This is a genomic window from Pseudoduganella aquatica (assembly GCF_009857595.1).
GTDB classification, from domain to species: Bacteria; Pseudomonadota; Gammaproteobacteria; order Burkholderiales; family Burkholderiaceae_D; genus Rugamonas; species Rugamonas aquatica_A.
In genome coordinates this window covers 87,991-105,318 of the sequence record NZ_WWCU01000010.1, presented here as the reverse complement: position 1 = coordinate 105,318, position 17,328 = coordinate 87,991, and the positions used below count along the sequence as shown (strand labels likewise).

Annotated in this window: 16 protein-coding genes; 10 read left to right on the top strand and 6 right to left on the bottom strand. The window is 67.0% G+C overall.

Annotated features, from left to right (window positions below):
- The first annotated feature begins 23 nt into the window (after window positions 1–23).
- The 4 genes from GTP77_RS11450 (at window position 24) to GTP77_RS30190 (ending at window position 6,567) form a co-directional block, all read left to right on the top strand.
- On the top strand, window positions 24–1,652 hold the full coding sequence (locus tag GTP77_RS11450; protein WP_161072295.1) for a sensor domain-containing diguanylate cyclase: 1,629 nt from the start codon (window positions 24–26) through the stop codon (window positions 1,650–1,652).
- A gap of 124 nt (window positions 1,653–1,776) precedes the next feature.
- On the top strand, window positions 1,777–2,610 hold the full coding sequence (locus GTP77_RS11445) for a hypothetical protein (protein WP_161072294.1): 834 nt from the start codon (window positions 1,777–1,779) through the stop codon (window positions 2,608–2,610).
- A 23-nt stretch (window positions 2,611–2,633) separates the two neighbouring features.
- Complete coding sequence (locus GTP77_RS11440; protein ID WP_161072293.1) at window positions 2,634–4,874, top strand: penicillin acylase family protein; 2,241 nt, start codon at window positions 2,634–2,636, stop codon at window positions 4,872–4,874.
- A gap of 79 nt (window positions 4,875–4,953) precedes the next feature.
- Complete coding sequence (locus tag GTP77_RS30190) at window positions 4,954–6,567, top strand: hypothetical protein (RefSeq protein ID WP_187358687.1); 1,614 nt, start codon at window positions 4,954–4,956, stop codon at window positions 6,565–6,567.
- Here GTP77_RS30190 and GTP77_RS11435 read toward each other — a convergent pair.
- The 3 genes from GTP77_RS11435 to GTP77_RS11425 all read right to left on the bottom strand — a co-directional run bounded on the left by GTP77_RS11435 (window position 6,564) and on the right by GTP77_RS11425 (window position 10,604).
- Entirely contained in the window at window positions 6,564–7,745 is a 1,182-nt protein-coding gene (locus GTP77_RS11435; RefSeq protein ID WP_161072292.1) for a trans-sulfuration enzyme family protein, read from the bottom strand. The genes GTP77_RS30190 and GTP77_RS11435 overlap by 4 nt on opposite strands.
- Complete coding sequence (locus tag GTP77_RS11430; RefSeq protein WP_161072291.1) at window positions 7,742–9,118, bottom strand: pyridoxal-phosphate dependent enzyme; 1,377 nt, start codon at window positions 9,116–9,118, stop codon at window positions 7,742–7,744. The genes GTP77_RS11435 and GTP77_RS11430 overlap by 4 nt, the downstream gene beginning before the upstream one ends.
- A gap of 235 nt (window positions 9,119–9,353) precedes the next feature.
- The gene (locus tag GTP77_RS11425; protein WP_161072290.1) at window positions 9,354–10,604 is read right to left on the bottom strand and encodes a putative Na+/H+ antiporter; all 1,251 of its coding nucleotides are present in this window, start codon (window positions 10,602–10,604) and stop codon (window positions 9,354–9,356) included.
- Window positions 10,605–10,757: 153 nt separating this feature from the next.
- Here GTP77_RS11425 and GTP77_RS11420 point away from each other — a divergent pair, with 153 nt between their 5' ends.
- From GTP77_RS11420 to GTP77_RS11405, 4 genes are all read left to right on the top strand, one after another.
- Window positions 10,758–12,077 carry a chloride channel protein gene (locus GTP77_RS11420; RefSeq protein WP_161072289.1) on the top strand — a complete coding sequence of 440 codons (1,320 nt, stop codon included), beginning with the start codon at window positions 10,758–10,760 and terminating at the stop codon, window positions 12,075–12,077.
- 112 nt (window positions 12,078–12,189) lie between these two features.
- Window positions 12,190–12,570, top strand: a complete 381-nt coding sequence (locus GTP77_RS11415; RefSeq protein ID WP_161072288.1) for a hypothetical protein — start codon at window positions 12,190–12,192, stop codon at window positions 12,568–12,570.
- Window positions 12,571–12,828 carry a DUF5985 family protein gene (locus tag GTP77_RS11410; RefSeq protein WP_161072287.1) on the top strand — a complete coding sequence of 86 codons (258 nt, stop codon included), beginning with the start codon at window positions 12,571–12,573 and terminating at the stop codon, window positions 12,826–12,828.
- Complete coding sequence (locus GTP77_RS11405) at window positions 12,828–13,094, top strand: DUF5985 family protein (RefSeq protein WP_161072286.1); 267 nt, start codon at window positions 12,828–12,830, stop codon at window positions 13,092–13,094. Before GTP77_RS11410 ends, GTP77_RS11405 begins: the two co-directional genes overlap by 1 nt.
- An 8-nt stretch (window positions 13,095–13,102) precedes the next feature.
- Here the strand turns inward: GTP77_RS11405 and GTP77_RS11400 are convergent, their stop codons facing one another.
- The gene (locus GTP77_RS11400; protein WP_161072285.1) at window positions 13,103–13,606 is read right to left on the bottom strand and encodes a MarR family winged helix-turn-helix transcriptional regulator; all 504 of its coding nucleotides are present in this window, start codon (window positions 13,604–13,606) and stop codon (window positions 13,103–13,105) included.
- A gap of 136 nt (window positions 13,607–13,742) precedes the next feature.
- On the bottom strand, window positions 13,743–14,558 hold the full coding sequence (gene ehuB, locus GTP77_RS11395; protein WP_308807716.1) for an ectoine/hydroxyectoine ABC transporter substrate-binding protein EhuB: 816 nt from the start codon (window positions 14,556–14,558) through the stop codon (window positions 13,743–13,745).
- Between the two features lie 276 nt (window positions 14,559–14,834).
- Between ehuB and GTP77_RS11390 the strand changes: the two genes are divergently transcribed.
- Window positions 14,835–15,389: a thymidine kinase gene (locus GTP77_RS11390; RefSeq protein ID WP_161072283.1), complete on the top strand. Its 555-nt coding sequence runs from the start codon at window positions 14,835–14,837 to the stop codon at window positions 15,387–15,389.
- A 44-nt stretch (window positions 15,390–15,433) separates the two neighbouring features.
- The gene (locus GTP77_RS11385; RefSeq protein ID WP_161072282.1) at window positions 15,434–15,985 is read left to right on the top strand and encodes a hypothetical protein; all 552 of its coding nucleotides are present in this window, start codon (window positions 15,434–15,436) and stop codon (window positions 15,983–15,985) included.
- Here GTP77_RS11385 and GTP77_RS11380 read toward each other — a convergent pair.
- Window positions 15,966–17,327 (bottom strand): ATP-binding protein, encoded by a 1,362-nt coding sequence (locus GTP77_RS11380; RefSeq protein WP_161072281.1) that lies wholly within the window; start codon window positions 17,325–17,327, stop codon window positions 15,966–15,968. The genes GTP77_RS11385 and GTP77_RS11380 overlap by 20 nt on opposite strands.
- Window position 17,328: the final 1 nt, after the last annotated feature.

Sequence of the window (17,328 nt, the reverse complement as noted above, 5' to 3'; positions counted from 1 at the left end):
CCGTGCGCGGCAGGAGGCTTGCTATGCGGCCAGTGGTTCATTTCTTCCTTAGTTTCAAATTCAAGATCACGATGCTCGTCACCGCGATGGTGCTGTTCGCCGCGCTGGGCGCGGGCGGCGTGTCGCTGCTGATTGCCGAATCGGCCATGCGCCAGTCGATCGCGCAGCAGGAGCAGGCGCTGCTGGCGACCGCCGCAGCCTATGTGGAGCGCGACATCGTGGCCAAGCGCCAGATGCTCAAGGCGTTCACCGAGCAGCCGTCCGGTGCCGAACCTGCGCTCGGCGACATGCAGGCGCTGCTGGAAGCGCACAGCAGCCTGCGCGACGAATTTTTCAACGTCACCGTGTTCGATACGCAAGGCAATCTGGTCGCCAGCCTGGTGGACCGCCGCGCCCGGGGCACGCTGAACGTGGCCGCGCGCCAGTACTTCAGGGACACCCTGCGCACGCGCGAAGGCGTGACGTCGGCGCCGTTCCGCAGCGTACTGACCGGCAAGCCGATAGTCGCGCTGACGCAGCCGTTGCTCAATTCCAAGGGCGAGATCATCGGCGTGGTGCAGGGCTCCATCGAGCTGCTGCGGCCCTCGTTTTCGGCACGCCTCGACAGTCTGCGCTCCGGCACGGGCGGCTATCTGTTTATCGTGACCGGCGACGGCGTCTTTGTGCACCATCCCAACAAGGCCTTGCTGCTGAACCACGGGGACGCCGGCGACGGCTCTCTGGTGGACGCGGTGCTGGGCAGCGCGGACGGCTGGACCGACGAGCTGCTCGACGAAGGGGTGCCGACCCTGCTGGCGCACCAGCGCCTGCGCGAGGTGGACTGGGTGATCGCCGTGTCCTATCCGATCCAGAGCGCGTTCGCGCCCATGGCCAGCGTGCGTACCCGGGCACTGGTGGCGGTGGCGGTGGTGACCTTGCTGGCGGGCCTGTTCGGCTGGCTGCTGGTCAAGCTCATGCTGCGTCCGCTGTTGCGCCTGCACCGCCACGTGGTCGACATCGACACCGGCCTGGCGCCGATCAGCGTGTTCGACGTCCAGGGCCGCGACGAGTTTGCCCAGCTGAGCCGGGCGTTCTTCTCCTTGTCGCGCCGCCGCGAGCGGGCCGAGAAGGACTTGCAGCGCCTGGCCACCACCGACGCGCTGACCGGCATCCACAACCGCCGCATGTTCGACGACTATTTCCCGCTGGCGCTGGCACGCGCCCAGCGCGCCGGGCAGCAGGTGGGCCTGGCCTTCCTCGATATCGACCATTTCAAGTCCATCAACGACCAGCACGGCCACGCCGCCGGCGACGCGGTGCTGGTGGAGTTTGCGCGCCGCCTGAGCGACGCCGTGCGCTGCACCGACACGGTGGCCCGGCTGGCGGGGGACGAGTTCGTGATCATTTTCGAGCAGTTGCCCGGCGGGGCCGAGGTCAGCCTGCTGGGCGCAAAGATTATCGAGGCCATGCGGGCGCCGTTCGCGGCGGGCGGACAGCTGCTGCCCGTGAGCGCCAGCGTGGGCATCGCGCTCACCACTGAGCTGCCGGTGGCGGCGGACCTGGTGATGCGGGCCGCCGACCAGGCCCTGTACGGCGTGAAAGCGGCGGGCCGCAACGGCTACGCGGTCAATTATGTGGGGGCGGAGCGGGTGCTGCGGGTGCGCGGCGCCTGAGCCTGCCGGAGAGCAGGGCCGCCCGCCTTGGGTTGGACACGCAATTGGTGTAGCATGCTGGACGGCGATGGGGCAGGGTGCGCGCATGCGCGCCGGCCGCGCCCGATTTTTCCAGGAATACCGAATGCAAATCCAAATCAATGACATGCTGCGCAGCTATATCGACCCCTTGACCGAGGCCGAGTACGCTGCGCTTGAGCGCAGCATCCTGGCCGAAGGCTGTCGCGACGCGCTGGTGCTGTGGAACGACGTGCTGGTGGACGGCCACAACCGCTACTCCATCTGCCAGCGCCACAGCATTCCGTTCAAGGTGATCCAGAACGAGAGCTTCCACAGCATGGAAGACGTGATGCTGTGGATGATAGACAACCATCTGGGCCGCCGCAGCGTGTCCGACTTCCAGCGCGGCGTGCTGGCGCTGCGCAAGAAGGACATCATGGACGCCCGCAGCGCCGAGCTGGCCGCGAAAACGGCGGCCGAGGACGCGAGCATCACCCCGCCCGAGCCGGACCAGGAAGGCGCCCCTGCGCCGGCCAAGGTGCGCACCTCGCGCGAGGACATCGCGCGCGCCGCCCGTCTGAGCAGCAACACCATCAGCCAGATCGAGAAGATCCAGAAAACGGCCGCGCCCGAGCTGGTGGAGGCTGTGCGCGCCGGCACCATCTCCATCAACGCCGCCGCCACGGTGGCGTCGCTGCCCGAGGCCGAGCAGGTGGCGGCGGTGGCGGGTGGCAAGAAGCTGCTGCAGCAGGCCGCCAAGGAGATCCGCGAACAGCGCGCCGCATCGCGCCCGCCCAAGGAAGCCAAGGCGGGCGAGGACGGCGCGATGGCCGAGCCGATGAGCGAAGTCGAGCAATTGCGCGCCGAAGTGGCGCAGCTGAAAGACCGCGTGTCCAAGTTGCGCAATGAAAACGCGGAACTGCGCGAGCGCATCGCGCAGCTGGTGGACGCTTCCTGATCAGAACAAACCCGGAGTTGCCTATGTCGAGATGGAGTTTTCTGCTGCTGGCCGCCGCTTGCGGCGCCAGCGCCGCGTCGCTGTGCGCCAGTGCAGCGCAGTCCGGCACGCCTGCCACGCCGCGCGCTGCCGCCGCCGTACCGCCGTCCAAAGCCGAGGCCGCGCGCCTGAAAGGGCTGGCCCAGCGCGTGACGATCTTGCGCGACAAGTGGGGCATTCCCCACGTCTACGGCCAGACCGACGCGGACGCCGTGTTCGGCCTGCTGTACGCGCAGGCGGAGGACGACTTCCACCGGGTGGAACTCAATTACATCAACGCCATGGGCCGCCTGGCCGAGGTGCAGGGCGAGGCCGAGCTGTACCGGGACCTGCGCATGAAGCTGTTCATCACGCCCGAGAGTCTGAAAGCGCAGTACGCGGCCGCGCCGGCCTGGCTGAAAAAGCTGATGAACGCCTATGCGGACGGCCTGAACTACTATCTGCTCACGCATCCCGACGTGCAGCCGGCGCTGATCACGCGCTTCGAGCCGTGGATGGCGCTTAGCTTCAGCGAAGGCAGCATAGGCGGCGATATCGAATCGGTGGACCTGAAGGAGCTGGAACGCTTCTACGGCAAGACGCCGCAGCCGTTGCCGCCGCTGGCGCTGGCCGGCAGCGACCTGGACCACGAGCCCAGCGGCTCGAACGGCTTCGCCATTGCGCCGGCCATCAGCAAGTCCGGCCACGCCATGCTGATGATCAATCCGCACACCTCCTTCTATTTCCGGCCCGAAGTGCAGGTCAGCAGCATGGAAGGCCTGAACGCCTACGGCGCCGTGACCTGGGGCCAGTTCTTCGTCTACCAGGGCTTCAACGAGCGCCTGGGTTGGATGCACACTTCCGGCGGCGGCGACGTCATCGACGAGTTCCTGGAGACGGTCAGCGGCAAGGATGGCAAATTCGTCTACAAATACGGCCGCGAGGAGCGTCCCGTGAAAGCGGTGCCGCTGCGCCTGCCCTACAAAACCGCCGCCGGCATGGCGGAGAAGACCGTCACCGCCTACTTCACGCACCACGGCCCGGTGGTGCGTGCCATCGACGGCCGCTGGGTATCGGTCAGCCTGATGAACGAGCCATTGAAAGCGCTGCAACAGTCCTGGCTGCGCACCAAGGCGCGCAACTATGCCGAGTTCTGCAAGGTGATGGAGCTGCGCACCAACTCGTCCAACAACACCGTGTATGCGGATGCGGACGGCAATATCGCCTACTTCCATGGCAATTTTATTCCCGTGCGCGACCCGCGCTTCAATTACCGCAAGCCGGTGGACGGCAGCGATCCCGCCACCGACTGGAAGGGCCTGCACGCGGTGAAGGACACGATACAGCTGTTCAATCCGAAGAACGGCTGGATCCAGAACACCAACAGCACGCCGTTCACGGCGGCGGGCGCCTACAGCCCGAAAGCGGCCGACTATCCGGCCTACATGGCGGCGCAGCCGGAGAACGCGCGCGGCATCCACGCCGTGCGGGTACTGGAGAACAAAAAGGACTTCACGCTGGAGAGCCTGATCGCCTCGGCCTACGACAGCCAGCTCACCGCCTTCGAGCCGCTGCTGCCGCAGCTGTTCGCGGCCTGGGACGAGCTGCCCGACGGCGACACGCTGAAATCCAGCCTGGCGCCGCAGGTGCATGTGCTGCGCCGCTGGGACATGCGCTATTCGCTGGCCTCGGTGCAGACTTCGCTGGCCATCTTCTGGCTGCAGGATCTGGCCAAGATATTCGGCCCGGCGGCCCGCAAGATGGAGCTGCCGGTGCTGGACTATATCGCCACCCAGCTGGCGCCGCAGGAGCGCCTGTACGCGCTGGCGCGCGCGTCGGCCAAGCTGAACGAGGACTTTGGCAGCTGGCAAACGCCGTGGGGTGAAATCAACCGCTTCCAGCGCCTGACTGGCGACGTGGTGCAGCCTTTCGACGACAGCAAGCCCAGCATTCCGGTGCCTTACGCCTCCGGCAACTGGGGCGCGCTGGCGGCCTACGGCCAGACGTCCGCGCCGAAGACCAAGCGCATCTATGGCGAGCGCGGCAACAGCTTTGTGGCGGCGGTGGAATTCGGCAAGCGGGTGCGCGCCAGGAGCATCCTGGCGGGCGGCCAGAGCGGCAACCCGGCCTCGCCGCACTTCATGGACCAGGCCGAAATGTATGCGCGCGGCGAGTTCAAGGATGTGCTGTTCTACAAGGAAGACGTGGAAAAGCACCTGGAACGCAAGTATCACCCGGGCGAGTGAAAAGTTCGGCTGCCGTGCTTGATGCAAATCATGGTGGCTGAGCCTTGAGGGAACATGCTGTGGCGTATGGAGGTGCGCCATGGCTGACATTAAAAGCGAAGGGGCCGCGCGGCCCGTCCAGATCCGCGATTTCATCTTCGTGCGCGAGCTCAGCGAAGTGTATTTGCTGCTCGACTTCATTTCCGGCCGCTGGGACAAGGGCCTGGCGCCGGATGTGCAGGAGCTGATCACCGAGATCTGCGAAATCGGCTGGCCGCCCGAGGCCGGCCAGGCCAGCCAGGCGCATCAGGCGGCCATCCTGCTGCAAGCCAAAGACAAACTGAACGCCGCCGCCAAGCCGGCCAACGGCGCCACCATCGCCTTCACCTTGCTGGTGGTGGGCGAGGACGACCCGCGCCAGCGCTCGCGCTGGGGCCGCCATGTCGACCGCCGGGGAGGCGGCGTCGCGCAGCCCGGAGCCGGCGACGGGGAGGGCATGCGCGCGGACGCAGGGCCGCCGCCCTGGCTGGGCGGCCCCTCCGGCCCCGGCGGCTTGATGGGTGACAGCGCGAGCCGCAGGGCGCCCGGTTCCGGCCGAGGCGACGGCGGCCATGGCAGCGGCGGGGGCAGCGGTGCTGGAAGTGGCGGAAGCGGTAGCGGAGGCGGAGGCGGAGGCGGAGGCGGAGGCGGTGGGGCCGGCGGCGGAGGCAACGGCTGGCCGGGCAGCCGTGCCGGCGCCAGCAATGGCGACCTGATCGCCCCGGGCGGCGGCTTTACGCGCCCGCCCACGCGCATGTCGCTGGCGCGCACCGCCTTCCCCGGCCTGATCGGCCCGGCCGGCAAGTTCAGCCGTGGCATCTGGCGCATCGTGGTGGGCCTGGTGATCTGGCTGGTGTTCACCTGTTTGCTGTCCTGGAACGTCACGGCGGGTAATGTGATCCTGACCCACCTGGACACGCTGCGCACCCAGCAGCGCGAGCTGACCGCCAAGGTGTCGGACGCCGAGGCCAAGCTGGCGGCGGACGAGCTGGCGCGGCTGGCAAAGGGTGCGCCGCAAGCGGCGGCCGTCACGCCGCCCATGCGCCTGGTGGTCTACTGCGACCCCGAGCGCGCACCCCAGCTGGACAACACGCCGCCGGCGCAGCGCTACCGCAGCATAGAGGAATACCATTTGTGCGCGCAGGACAGCCGGCTGGACCGCGAGCGCTCCGTCACCCGCCACAACCTGGCCGCCTGGCTGCAGCCGTGGAAGGCGCTGTACCGCAGCGCGACCTATTTCCTGGAACCCATTCCCGAGCCGCCGCAGCGTCCCGGCCGCGCGCCGCGCCAGGGCGGCGACGAGGAAACCGCGCGCATCCTCACGCTGGTGCTGGGCAGCGCGGTGCTGCCGCTGTGCTACGGCATCCTGGGCGCTGGCGCGGCGGTGGTGCGCGACCTGTGGCGCAAGATGCGGGAAAGCATGCTGTCGCCGCGCGACCATTCGCTGGCGCTGGGCCAGCTGGCATTGGGCGCCACCATAGGCGCGTGCATCGGCCTGTTCGTCAACGCCAGCGGCACAGGCAGCACCGCCGAGCCCGCGCTGGCGGGCGCGTGGACGCTGAGCGGCTCGGCGCTGTCCTTTATCGCCGGCTTCGGCGTGGAAGGGGTGTTCCAGGCCATGGAAAGCTTTGTCCGGCGCGTGTTCAACGTGCCGGACCCCTCGAAGCCGCGCTAGATGGCGTCCAGCGCGTGCTGCAAGTCCTGGCGCAGGTCGGCCAGGTCTTCGATGCCTACCGACAGGCGTATCAGCCCGTCGCCTATGCCGAGCGCGGCGCGCTGGGCCGCCGGTATGCTGGCGTGCGTCATCAGCGCCGGGTGCTCGATCAGGCTTTCCACGCCGCCCAGGCTTTCGGCCAGCGCAAACACCTCGCAGCGCTCCAGGAAGCGGCGCGCGCCCGCCAGGTCCGTGTCCAGGTCGATGGAGATAATGCCGCCGAAGCCCTCCATCTGCCGCTTGGCCAGTTCGTGCTGGGGATGCGACTTCAGGCCCGGGTAGAACACCTTCTTCACCTTGGGCTCGCGCTCCAGCCACTCGGCCAGCTGCAAGGCGCTGGCGCAATGCCGTTCCATGCGGATGGCCAGCGTTTTCACGCCGCGCAAGGCCAGGAAGCTGTCGAAGGGGGAGGCGATGGCGCCCACCGAATTTTGCAGAAAACCCAATTGCTCGCGCCACGCCGCCTGCCGTTCCTCGCCCGCCACCACGGCGATGCCGCCGATAATGTCCGAGTGCCCGTTCAGGTACTTGGTGGCCGAATGCACCACGATGTCGAAGCCATGCTCGAGCGGGCGCTGCACCAGCGGGCTGGCGAAGGTGTTGTCGGCCACGGCGATGATGTTGCGCTCGCGGCAGATTTTGGCAATCGCCTGCAGGTCGGCCAGCTTGAGCATGGGGTTGGTCGGCGTTTCCACCCACACCATGCGCGTTTCCGGGCGGATGGCGGCCAGCAGGTTTTCCGGATTGGTCAAATCCACATAGGTGAAGTCGTGGCCCGCGCTGCGGCGGCGCACGCGCTCGAACAGGCGGTAGCTGCCGCCGTACATATCGTCGCCCGCGATGATGTGCGAGCCGGCGTCGGCAATCTCCAGCACGGTGGAAATGGCGGCCAGGCCGGACGCGAAGGCGTAGCCTTGCACGCCGCTTTCCAGGTCGGCCACGCAGCGCTCCAGCGCCCAGCGGGTGGGGTTGTGCGAGCGGCCGTAGTCCAGGCCCTTGTGCACGCCCGGGCTTTCCTGCACAAACGTGGAGGTGGCGTAGATGGGCGGCATGATGGCGCCGGTGGACGGATCGGGCGACTGGCCCGCGTGGATGACGCGGGTGGCCAGGTGGGCTTTGTGGTCTTTGTTTGAGCTCAAGATAAAGTCCTGCGCAAGTGGTTGAGGAGGTCGAAACGGGTGATCAGGCCATAGAACTTGTTGTCGTCGGCCACCACGGCGGTCAGGCCGCGGTCCAGGGTGCTGCGCAGCGCCTGCACGCTGGCCGAGGGATGCAGCGTTTCCAGCCGCGTGGTCATGGTGGCGCCGACCAGGCTGCTGAACTGTTCGGCGTGGTTGTCCACCTTCAGCAGCAGGTCGGACTCGTCGATGATGCCCGCCAGGCGGCCCTGGTCCAGCACCGGCAGCTGGGCCAGGTCGGCCGCGCGCATGCGGTTGAAGGCCACCAGCAAGGTGTCGGACGGCGCCACGCTGACCACGTCGCCCTCGTCGTAGCGGCGGCCGATCAGGTCGCGCAGGTCGTTCGTTTGCGGGCGCTGCACCAGGCCCTGGTCCACCAGCCAGCCGTGGTTGTACATCTTGGACAGGTAGCGCGTGCCGGTGTCGGCCACGAAGCTGACCACGCGCTTGGGCTCGGTCTGCTCGCGGCAGTATTTCAGGGCCGCCGCCAGCAGCGTGCCGGTGGACGAGCCGCCCAGCACGCCTTCGGCGCCCAGCAGGGCGCGCGCGCTGTCGAAGCTTTCCTGGTCGGAAATGGTGTAGGCCTTGCGCACAGAAGTCATGTCCGCAATGGACGGGATGAAGTCCTCGCCTATGCCTTCCACCGCCCAGGAGCCGCTGGTGTCGGACACCACGCCGCTGTCGATGTATTCGGCCAGGATGGAGCCCTTGGGGTCGGCCAGCACGAATTCCAGCTCCGGCTGCACCTTGCGGAAGAAGCGGCTCAGCCCGGTCAGGGTGCCGGACGATCCCACGCCGACCACGATGGCGTCCACGTCGTGGCCCATCTGTTCCCAGATTTCGGGGCCGGTGGTGGTTTCGTGGGCCAGCGGGTTGGCCGGGTTGTTGAACTGGTCGGCGTAAAAGGCGCCCGGCAGCTCGCGCGCCAGGCGGGCCGCGTAGTCCTGGTAGTACTCGGGGTGGCCCTTGCCGACGTCCGAGCGCGTCATGTGCACTTCGGCGCCGAGCGCCTTCAGGTGCAGCACTTTTTCGGTGGACATCTTGTCCGGCACCACCAGCACCACGCGGTAGCCCTTGATGCGGCCCACCAGCGCCAGGCCCAGGCCGGTGTTGCCCGCCGTGGCTTCGATGATGACGCCGCCCGGCTGGAGCTGGCCGCTGCGCTCGGCAGCTTCGATGATGGACAGGCCGATGCGGTCCTTGATGGAGCCGCCGGGATTTTGCGATTCCAGCTTGAGGAACAGGCGGCAGGGGCCGGTGTCGAGCCGGGTGACTTCGATCAGCGGGGTATTGCCGATCAGGCCGAACAGGGCGGCCTCGTGGGGTTGGTTCATAAACACTCCTCGCTTCGAAACAGCGCCGGCCGATTGTGTCGGCCGCGCTTTCCGTGAAAAAAGGCGGATGTTAGGCCGCACGATAGTCGCTGGGAAGGAATCATTGTGTGCTTGTATATGCAAATTCTGCATGTCCAAGTATGCGCCTATTTTCGGCGGCGGGGGGCGGTGGCGGAGTGGTGTGTGTTGGGCAGCTATTGTCGTAGACGGGCAACTACCGGCACAGCGGTGGCACTTATGTCAGAAAAGCCGCGGCCGCGACCATGGTCGGGATCAAAGCCCCTAGCAGCAGTCCCATGGCGCCTATGGATTCATCGTTGAAGCCGCGCCGCAGCAAGGCCACGCCTGCCGGATTCGGCGCATTGGCGATCACGGTCAGCCCGCCGCCAGCCACCGCGCCCGCGACCAGGCTGTAGCGGCCTTCAGGCGACAAACCGGCGATCAGGGAGCCCAGATATGTGAGCGCGGCGTTGTCCGTCACGGCGGTCAGCCCTAGCGCGCCGAAGAACATGGCGGTGGGCGAGAGTTGCTCGACGATAGGCTGCAGCCACCATTGCTGCAGGCCGCCCAGCACCACCAACCCAGCCAGGAAGAAACCGACCAGCAGCCCTTCCTTCAAAATCAGCGGCTGCTGGTAGCGCTCGTAGGCTTGGGTAAAGCCGAGGAAAAACAGGAAGATGCCGAGGAACAGGACGGGGTGGTGCGCCAGCAGCACGATAGCGGCCAGAAAGCCGAGATGGATGGCGCTCACCAGCACGGGTACCGGCTCGCCAGCGTCAGCCTGGACTGTTTGCGTGTCCATATGGCGCCTCAGCAGCAAAGTCACGCCGGTCGCGTTGACCAGTACCGCCAGCGCCGCGCGCCAGCCAAAGGTCATCAGCATGAAACCGCTGTCCCATTGCCAGGCGCCAGCCACCATCAGCACCGGCGGCGCGGCGTAGGAAGTCAAGGTGCCGCCTATCGAGACATTCACAAACAACACGCCCAGCGCGCCGTATTTGAGCCATTCTGGCATTCCGGCCCGAAACACCAGCGGCGCCAGGATCAGCGCCGCCAGCGTCATGGCGGCCGGTTCCGTGATCAAGGAGCCCAGCAGGGGGACGACGGCCAGCCCGAGCCAGGCCAGCGCCAACGGCGCGGGCAGCGGCAGTAGCCGCGCCAGCCGAACCAGCACCGCATTGACGAAGGCCAGCACTGGCCGGGATGCGGCCACCACCATCACCACGCAGACAAACAGCGGTTCGGCGAACTGGCGCGACTCGGCATACCGCACCGCCGGTTCACTGCCGGCGATCAGCGCGATGGCGACAATCAGGACGGCGGCCCAGAAACCGAACACCACTTCGACCTCGCCCAGCAGGTGGAACAAGCCCGCGTGGCGGCCGTTGCGGTGCGCCAGCACCTCGAAGAATTTGGCGCTGAAGGTGTGCAGCAGTGCCAGGCCGAACAAGACGGCGGCGACAAGTTCGACGGTGTGATTTTCCATGGGCGATCTTCAATAGGGGCCGAGCCGCAGTGGCGAGGCGGCCGAGTTTCAATTTGGCAAAGTGGCAAGTATAGCAAATATAGTCGCTGCGGAAATTACATTTGTTCAAATCTATCTTCTATAATAACGATTCTATTCTCCTCCGGCGATCCCATGCACCAGCGGCACGACATTCCCAGCGCCTTCCGGCGCGAATTCGCCACGCCACGGCTATGGTGGACACGCGCGGTGGTGGTGGGCGCCGCCGCCCTGGCCGGCTTGATCGTGGTCGGGTTCACCTGGCTGGCCGAATCGGCGCTGGCCGTGTTCGAGTGGGCCAGCCACTGGGCCTGGTGGTTGCCCTTGGTCTGGAGCCCGGCCTGTGCGGCCGGCGTGGTCTGGCTGACGCGGCATTACGCCCCCGGCGCGGCCGGGTCCGGCATCCCGCAGGTGATGGCCTGCCTCGAAGCTGAGGTGGGGCCGACGCAACGCGGGCTGTTCGTGTCCTTGCGCCTGAGCGCGACCAAGATCGGGCTGACCGCCGCCGGCCTGCTGGGCGGCCTGTCGCTGGGGCGCGAAGGGCCGTCGGTGCAGATTGCCGCCGGCGTCATGCTGGCGGTGCAGCCGCTGCTGCCGCGCCGATCCCTGGTCTCGGCGCAGTCGCTGCTGGTGGCCGGCGGCGCGGCCGGCATCGCCGCAGCGTTCAACACGCCGTTGGCGGGCGTGATGTTCGCCATCGAGGAACTGTCGCGGGCGCCGGAGCAGCGCAACAGCGGCCTGATAGTCGCCGGCATCGTCCTGGCTGGCCTGATCGCCGTGTCGGTGTATGGCAACGGCACGCATTTCGGCGTGATCCACGCCGGCCCCATCGGATGGCCGCTGTTCTGGCCGGGGCTGCTCACCGCGCTGGCCAGCGGTCTGGCGGGCGGCTTGTTCGCGCGCCTGCTGATCGCCAGCCTGAGCGGCCAGTCGGCGGACCGCTTCAGCCGCTGGCGCGCGGCCCGTCCGGTGCTGTTCGCGGCGGGCTGCGGACTGCTGGTCGCCGTGATCGGCGTGCTGAGTCACGGCGCGACGTTTGGCAGCGGCAACGAGGCCACCAAAGCCATGCTCGACGGCGCGGCGGCGCCGGCGCCGGGCTTCGCCTTGCAAAAATTTTCCGCCACCTGGCTTACCGTGTGGACCGGTGCACCGGCCGGCATCTTCGCCCCGTCCCTGTCCATCGGCGCCGGACTGGGGCGCGATATCGCGCTGCTGACCGCCTATCCCTACGCGCCGGCGCTCATCGCACTGGGCATGGTGGGCTTCCTGGCCGCCGCGACCCAGGCGCCGCTCACCGCCTTCATCATCGTGATGGAAATGGTGGACGGCCATGCCATGGTGCTGAGCCTGATGGCCTGCGCGGTCATCGCCAGCACGGTCTCGCGCGTGCTCAGTCCGCCGCTGTACGGGGCGCTTGCGCAATTGCAGTTGCGGCGCGTGGCGCCGCCGGCCTAGGCTGTGCCTCCGGCGAAGCGACCCATGGCGGTCGCACAACATCGTGCGCCAGGCATATTGTTTCCGGAATATAATTTGTCCAAATGTATTTTTGTGGCGCGACTGCCCATCCATGATTCCTGACGACATCCGACGCTTCATTGTCCAGTGCATTCCCTCCGTGCCCTTCCTGGAAGCGCTGCTGCTGCTGCGCGACGGTGGCGCCAGGGAGTGGGACAGCGCGCAATTGGCTCAACGCCTGTACCTGAATACGGCCAAGGCCGACGAGTTGCTGGCGCAACTGCTGCGCGCTGGCCTGCTGAGCTTGCACGAGGCGGCGCCGACGCGGTATTTCTACGCCCCGCGCACGCCGCAGCTCGCTGGCCTCGTCGACCAGCTGGCGGTGATATACGGGCAAAATCTGATCGAAGTCAGTACCTTGATCCACCTGAAGACCAACCGCAAAGCGCATCTGTTTGCCGATGCCTTTGTGTGGCGTAAGAAGGAGCGCTGAATGGCCATCATCATTTACCTGCTGTGCGCGGCAACCGCGCTGGCCTGTGCCTGGCTGCTGCTGCGCAGCTACACGAGGACCCGGCACCGGCTGCTGCTGTGGAGCGGACTGTGTTTCGCCGGCATGTTCATCAACAATATGCTGCTTATGCTGGACCGCGTCATTCTTCCTGAGCAGGACCTGTCGCTCTGGCGCCTGGGTTCGGCATTGCTGTCCTTGATGCCGCTGCTGTATGGCTTGATTTGGGAGGACGACTGATGGCGGTCAACTCTTTGCTGAGCGGCGCCATCGTGATGGCGGCACTGGTTGCCGCGCTGTTTTTCCTGCGTTTCTGGCGCCAGACCCGCGACCGTTTTTTCCTGTACTTCGCGGTCGCCTTCATGCTCGAGGCCTTGCACCGCCTGCTATGGGCGCTGGCGCCGCTGGGCGATGCCGACGCGCCCCTGTATTACTTGATCCGTCTGGCGTCCTATGTGCTGATCTTGGTGGCGATCATCAATAAAAACCGGGCGCCGCCGCGCTAGCGGAACAGTTACAGGTCCGCCAAGGGCGTTCTTGCGCCATGGTCGCCGGCCTGCAAGAGCCCGATCAACGCGGCCAGATCGTCCTCCAGCCGGACCAGCACGGACGGATCGAGCTCCCCCAGCGCGGTGGGCAACACGCCCCGGAAAGGTGTGGGCGCCTTGTCCAGTACCGCAGCCCCTTCTTCGGTCAGCGTCAGCTGTACCGCGCGCCGGTCCTTGGCGCGCCGCGCCAGCGTGACCAGCTCGCGCTCCTGCAGCGCCTTCACCAAATTACTGGCGGTCGATTGATGGATATCCAGCGCCGCTGCCAGCTCTCCCAGTCCTATGCCTGGCGAGGCGCTGATCTCGCTTAGCGCCCACAACTGCGCGCCGCCGATGCCGGCTGCCCGCTCCACTTCGCGAAAATGGCCGCGCACCGCGTTGAACAGCACGCGGAATTGGCGCAGCACGCGTGCAGGCGCCGCCGGATCGGAAGCACTTTCGTGGCCAAGTGACGAGGTGGAGGTAGACATGGGCGCATCATAGCGGAAAAACCCGCGCGTGCTGATAGGCCGGCTGCGGGCCGCAAAAAAAAAGCAGCCCGATGAGGGCTGCCAACGGGTCCGGTAACCCGCCTACTGAGCTGGACTGCCTTGTCTTCGACAAGTGTTAAGGTGCTGCGCGCGCCACCACTTCGGCCGCCGTCCTGGTTGTGACATGCAGCGGCCCAAAACCAAATGGCGCCACCAGGCGCAGGTGCTCTGCGCTACCGAGCCATCCCTTCAGCGCGCGGTTCACCGCATCGCACAAGGTCGCGTCTTCAGGCCGGAAGGCGAACGCGCCGTAACCGGCATGTACCGGGTCGTCAGCGAACACCGCCAGCGCTTGCACCCGGGCCGGATCGCGCTGCGCCAGCCGGCGCATGCTCAGTTCCGAGCCGGCGGCTGCGGCGGCCCGGCCAGTGCGCACGGCCTGCAACTGCGCCTGGCTGTTCTGCACCGACAGCAACTGGTGCGCGCTCATCCCTGCGTCCAGCGCATAGTCGTACTGGGCCGACCCAGTCACCACGGCCAGGCGCAGGCGCCGGTCGGCTGCAATGTCGCCGTAACTGCGCAACTGGCGCGGATTGCTGCGCACAACCAGCAGCGTATCGCCTAGCCGGTAGTGCGGATTGCTGAACAACACGGTATTGCTCAATTCCGGTGTAATCGTCAGCGCGCCCGCGGCCATGTCGTAGCGGCCCGCCAGCAAGCCCGGAATAAGCGACTCCCATGTCGCAGCCACCGGCTCAATGCGCTGCGCCCCCAAACGGCCAAGTACTTCGGTGGCGATCACGGCGGACTCGCCGGTCAGCGTGCCGTCGGGCAGGAGGTAGGCAAACGGCGCCTCGTCGACATACCCCAAGCGTAGGACTCCAGTCCGGACTATGCGTTCCAGGGTTGTTTCCGCACGAGCTGCATTGGCGAGCATCATGGCTGCCAGCAAGATAGCGCCCAGTTTATTTAATCGACTCAATATCTCGGTTCCTGCTGCACAAAGGCAAAGGTGATGGCATATGTGGATATGGTTCCGGGCGCCAGGCGCCAGAGGACGCGGCCATCGTAGCAAGCAATACATTTGAAGTCAAATGTGATTGGCTAAATTGCAACCATGTCGGTTTGGTGTGCCAGCGTGCGCAGTTGGCGATGCGGCAACGCCATACTGGCGGGGCCGGGGACTCGGGCCGTATAATCCCGCTTTGTTCATTTCACTCGCATCGCCGTGGCAAAACTCTACTTCCGCTATTCGGCCATGAACGCCGGCAAATCGACCGCCATGCTGCAGGTCGCCCACAACTACGAGGAACAGGGCCAGGCCGTGCGCCTGTTCACCGCCGCCATCGACAACCGCTACGGCGTGGGCAAGGTCACGTCCCGCCTCGGCCCGCAGCGCGAGACCGAGGTGTTTGACGCCGACACCGATTTTCTCAAGGTGATCGATCAACGCATCGCCTGCCTGCTGATCGACGAGGCGCAGTTCCTGACCACTGTGCAGGTGCAGCAATTGCACAAGCTGGCGCAGGTGCGCGGCATTCCGGTCATCAGCTACGGCCTGCGCAGCGACTTCCGGGGCGAGCCTTTCCCCGGTTCGGCCTACCTGCTGGCGCTGGCGGACGATATCGAAGAGCTGAAAAACATCTGCACTTGCGGCAAGAAAGCCACCATGAATATCCGCGTGGACCAGGACGGCAAGCGCATGAAGGAGGGCGAGCAGATCAGCATAGGCGGCAACGAGAGCTACCGCCAGGCCTGCGGCCGCTGCTTCTACTCCGAGTAGTGATAGTTGTGCCGGCGGTGGCGGAAACACGGTAGTATCCGACCATGTTCGACTGTGCCGCCATCGCCCCCGCCTGGTTCTGCCAGCACCGCGAAGTGCTGCTCAACGTTCTGCTCTACCTGGCCCCGTCGCTGGCGCTGGCGCTGGTGATACGGCGCCTGGCCGCCTTCCATCCCTTCTTTTTCCTGTTCACGCTGGCCGGCACCATCTGCCACGAGCTGGCGCATTTCTGCGTCGGCCTGCTGACGGGCGCGCGGCCAGCCGGCTTTTCCGTGATGCCGCGCAGGGTGGGGCAGAGCTGGCAGCTCGGCTCGGTGAGCCTGACCCGGGTGCGCTGGTACAACGCCGCCCCGGTCGCGCTGGCCCCCTTCCTGGTGGCGGCCGTGCCGCTGGCGGTGGCGCTGTGGCGCGCCCAGCCCGGCTGGCATTTCGAGCCGCTGGACCTGTTGCTGGCCTTCGCCGTGGCGCCGCAGTTCCTGGCCTGCTGGCCCTCGGCAGTGGACTGGAAGATAGCGCTGCGCTCCTGGCCCTACCTGGTGATCGCCGCCCTGGCCTGGTCCGCCAGCTATTACACCGTCATCCTGCCGCCTGTTTGAGCAGCGGACCGCTTAGCCCGACCGCCAGCCCGCCGAGCCGCGCGGACGGTTCCGCGCACAACGCGAAGCCGTGCGGCGCGGCGATGCGCCGCGCGATGGACCAGCCCAGCCCGCTGCCGCTTGCGCCGCTGCCGGCAACCCGGAAAAACCGTTCGCCCACGCGTAGCAGGTCGGCGGCAGCCATGCCGGGGCCGCTGTCCTCTATCGTCAGGCGGAAGCGGTCCTTGTCACACCGCAGCCGCAGCGCGACGCTGGCCTTGACCGGACTGTAGCGGATGGCGTTGTCGATCAGATTGCGGCACAGGATAGCCAGCAGCAGCTCATTTCCTTGGACCAGGCATGCCCGGTCGGCGTCGAAGCTCAGCTCCTGCTGTTTCGCCGCGGATTGAGGCGCAAGCTCCGCCACCACCTGCCGCAGCAGTTGCCGCAAGTCCAGGCAGCGTTGGTCCGTGACGCCGTTCGCTTCCAGGCGCGCCAGCGTCAGCAGCTGTTCCACCAGGCGCGTCGCGCGGTCGCAGCCATCGATTGTCGCACCGAGCGCGTGTTGTCGCGCCGCGGGCTCGGCGGCGGCGGCGGCCACCTGCGCCTGCATGCGGATGGCGGCGATCGGCGTTCTGAGTTCATGCGCCGCGTCGGCGGTGAACCGGCGCTCCGAGTCGAGCAGGGTGGCGATTCGCTGGAACAGGCCGTTCATTGAGCGCAGCAGCGGCTGCAGTTCACGGGGGATGCCGGGGTCCGCGATGGGCTCGAGCGCGTGCGGCTGGCGCGACATGATGGCGCGGCTGAGCGCGCGCAGCGGCGCCGTGCCCCGCCGCACCACCCACCAGGTGGCGGCGGCCAGCAGCGGCAACGCCACGGCGAGCGGCCACAGGCTGCTGCGCAGCACCGCCCACAGCACTTCCCGGCGCGCGTCCAGGCGCTCGGCGACGATCACTTCGAGCGCACGGGTCCGGTCCGGCGCCCGGTAGACCCGCCAAGAAGCGCCCGCCAGCGACAGCGTGGCGTATTGCGCCGCGGGCGCGCCACCCGCCATCATGGGCCGCGACGGCGCGTCGGCGGATTTCAGCATCAACCGGCCCGATTGATAGACCTGGAACATCAGCGCGGTGGCGTACTGCTCCGTGCCGGCGGGCGGCGGCGCGATGTCGTCGCCGTCGAAGTCGCCGAATTTCTGGATCAGCAGCAGCGACGCCGCCTGCGCCAGCCGCGCATCGAGCAGCTCGTCGAGCTCGTGCCGGGCGTCGAACCAGACGGCGCCGGCGGCGACCAGCCAGATCAGGCTGACGACAGCCAGCACCGGCCGGATCAGTTGTCCTTGCAGCGAGGCGGGCCTGTCCTGCATG